Source organism: Paenibacillus sp. MMS18-CY102 (assembly GCF_009789195.1).
GTDB lineage: Bacteria > Bacillota > Bacilli > Paenibacillales > Paenibacillaceae > Paenibacillus_T.
Genome location: NZ_WSTC01000074.1, coordinates 1 through 2,339 on the forward strand (window position 1 = coordinate 1; position 2,339 = coordinate 2,339).

The 2,339-nt window shown below is 42.8% G+C and carries 3 protein-coding genes; all 3 read left to right on the plus strand.

Going from position 1 to position 2,339, the window contains the following annotated elements; translation table 11 throughout:
* Positions 1-134: 134 nt before the first annotated feature.
* The gene (locus tag GON22_RS25425; protein ID WP_160398854.1) at positions 135-392 is read left to right on the plus strand and encodes a hypothetical protein; all 258 of its coding nucleotides are present in this window, start codon (positions 135-137) and stop codon (positions 390-392) included.
* A gap of 1,072 nt (positions 393-1,464) precedes the next feature.
* Positions 1,465-1,695: a helix-turn-helix domain-containing protein gene (locus GON22_RS26360; RefSeq protein ID WP_237179354.1), complete on the plus strand. Its 231-nt coding sequence runs from the start codon at positions 1,465-1,467 to the stop codon at positions 1,693-1,695.
* 380 nt (positions 1,696-2,075) lie between these two features.
* Positions 2,076-2,339: hypothetical protein (locus GON22_RS25435; RefSeq protein WP_160398855.1), on the plus strand; the 264-nt coding region annotated here is incomplete at its 3' end.

The following is a 2,339-nucleotide window of genomic DNA, read 5'->3' on the forward strand; positions in this document are numbered from 1 at the left end:
TTTACATAATTCAACCAAATGGATGGAGCTACCTCTAAGAGGCGCTCGACCTTTTGGATTTCGAGCCAGAATACAATTAACTAAATTTTCAGAAAGAAAGCACATCAGTGTTTATGCAACGCTAGTGCTTTAAGATGACAGAAACGCAGAATAATTATAAGTTTCAATATGTTATCTCTTTAAAATATGGTGTAGCTGAATTTATATGGTCTGTATGGGAAAAATCCGAACTTAGGATTGGTGGGTCGTGGGGAATATTAAAAGAACAACTAGATGGTCTGGAAAATGATAAAGTGAGGAAGCCGGTATTCCGTAATTACGAAGAATTGAAAGAATTATTAGCTGATGCATTTTTAATTTATGAAGATTTTAAACGAGAGTTTATGCAATAATGAAAAACGATTGAGAGGTTTGTTCATGGTGATTTCAATATATTACTCAGCAAAACGAAAGGAATCATTAACAGATGTTGAAAGAGACCTTATAAAGTAATTGATTTCTGAGTATTCGGTACAACAAGAAATTGAAAAATTCAACAATACAGGAGAAGGATACAATTGGACTGAATTTGATGTATATGATCTGAAAGATTCGTCCAATCCAGATATTATTTTTGAAGGTTCTACACAGTTACCTGATAACATGGATGATGCAATCTGGAAGGTGTTCAGTATTGGACGGCTCTACTGTCACAATTACGGTGTACTATTTTGAATGCTGAATGGTATGTGGCGGTATAAGATCATGTTCTCAAATGGGATGAGGAATATTTAGAATACGATTTATCCCCTACCCAGTGCCGAATAAGTCGGGCGGCTGACTTAAAGTAGACTTAACCAATGTAATACCCGTATAAAGATTTCTCCATTCGGTTGTACGCACATCAAATGCTTTAGTTTTATAACCTAAATAACGCTATTCCGTTACATCAAACAGGTCGATTATGGTCAGTTACCACCATGATTGACCTGTTTTTTGTTATCTTCGTTTTCTCACAGATTTTTCAAAATGCTACGCAACTGTAGGATACGCCGCCCCGATAGGGAGGATGAAAAGGCAAAGCATCTTTTGAGATAGATAGCCCGACCATTAATATTGTCAGGACTTCTGCAAATTGTCTGCAACGAATGGGCTACTTGCCGCGATAGTTATTGTGCAAATCAATAAATCTGGTGATGACCAGTTGACATAGAACAGGTAAGGATACGTGTCAGGCTAGCCGCCTTCCTTACTCCATAGCCGCCCGATGGCGGAGAAGGAAGGGATTGCAGATGAAAACGAAGTACAACGACTTCTGGTTGACTAAGAATAACAAAGCCGCTAATGCGTACATGGACGAAGTTGCCAAGGAGAGAAACTTTACAGGGCATCACAAAGGATATACCATTCTGCCGCATAAAATCCATCGGTGTTTACGGTTTAAGTCTGTATGAGAAGCTGATTCTCGTCGATATTGTCGCATATATGAGCGACCAGAGCCAGTGCTACCCCACTATTGAGATGATTGCCAGAAATCTCGGATGCAGTTCCAAGTCCGTAGAGCGTCATATCGAAAGACTGGCAGAGAAAAAGCTCATTCTGGTCAGTCAGAGCAAGAACAACACCTACTATCTGCCGAACGATCTTCACGTTCATCCGTATTTGCTTGTGTCAGAGAAGACACACGAGTTCATTGGAAGTGTGAGGAAGCGGTAAATGAGAGAGAACTGACGCTGTGGATTCAAGGGATTGTCAAGAGCGATGCTTATAAGGCATACACCGCCCGACTTGAAAAACTGCATGAGAGACGCTTCCCGACGGATAAATTTGCCGAGAAGGAAACCTTGGACAGCTATACTCAGTTCCTGATGACCGCATTTGCTAAACGATTTCCGCCAGATGCTAACGGTCAATAATGGAGAGTCTGTTATTTCAGCGGACTCTCTGTCCAGATAGCCGTCACACGGTCGGTTAAAGGCAAGAAATGAAGGCTGTAGACTCTGTGTCCGCGATTTCGACAGAGAGTCGGTATACCAAATACAGCAGCGGGCGCTTATCTGGATGCTGCTTATGCGTCTGAGCCGGATCGGCGGGGGATGCAAGCAGGAACAATTCGGCTAGGCGCCATCAACTGCGTCACGTTTCCGAATGAAGAGAACGAGGACCCAGAATGGATTGAAATGATGCCGACGGTCGCAAGCGTTGCCGATTGCTCCAATCCATCCGGTATTCACTTCGTTTTCGGCCAGGAAGCGTTGGAGTTAGTGAAGCGGGCGGGCTATGCAGGGCATGCAACGGTATTTCGCAATATGAAGCGTTGGGTGAATGGTTACGACAAGCTCGAAGAAGTGACCGATCCG

Excerpts from the sequence above, each read along its gene's own strand:
- GON22_RS25425 (WP_160398854.1), top strand. The coding sequence starts at position 135 with ATGACAGAAACGCAGAATAATTATAAGTTTCAATATGTTATCTCTTTA.
- GON22_RS26360 (WP_237179354.1), top strand. The coding sequence starts at position 1,465 with ATGAGCGACCAGAGCCAGTGCTACCCCACTATTGAGATGATTGCCAGA.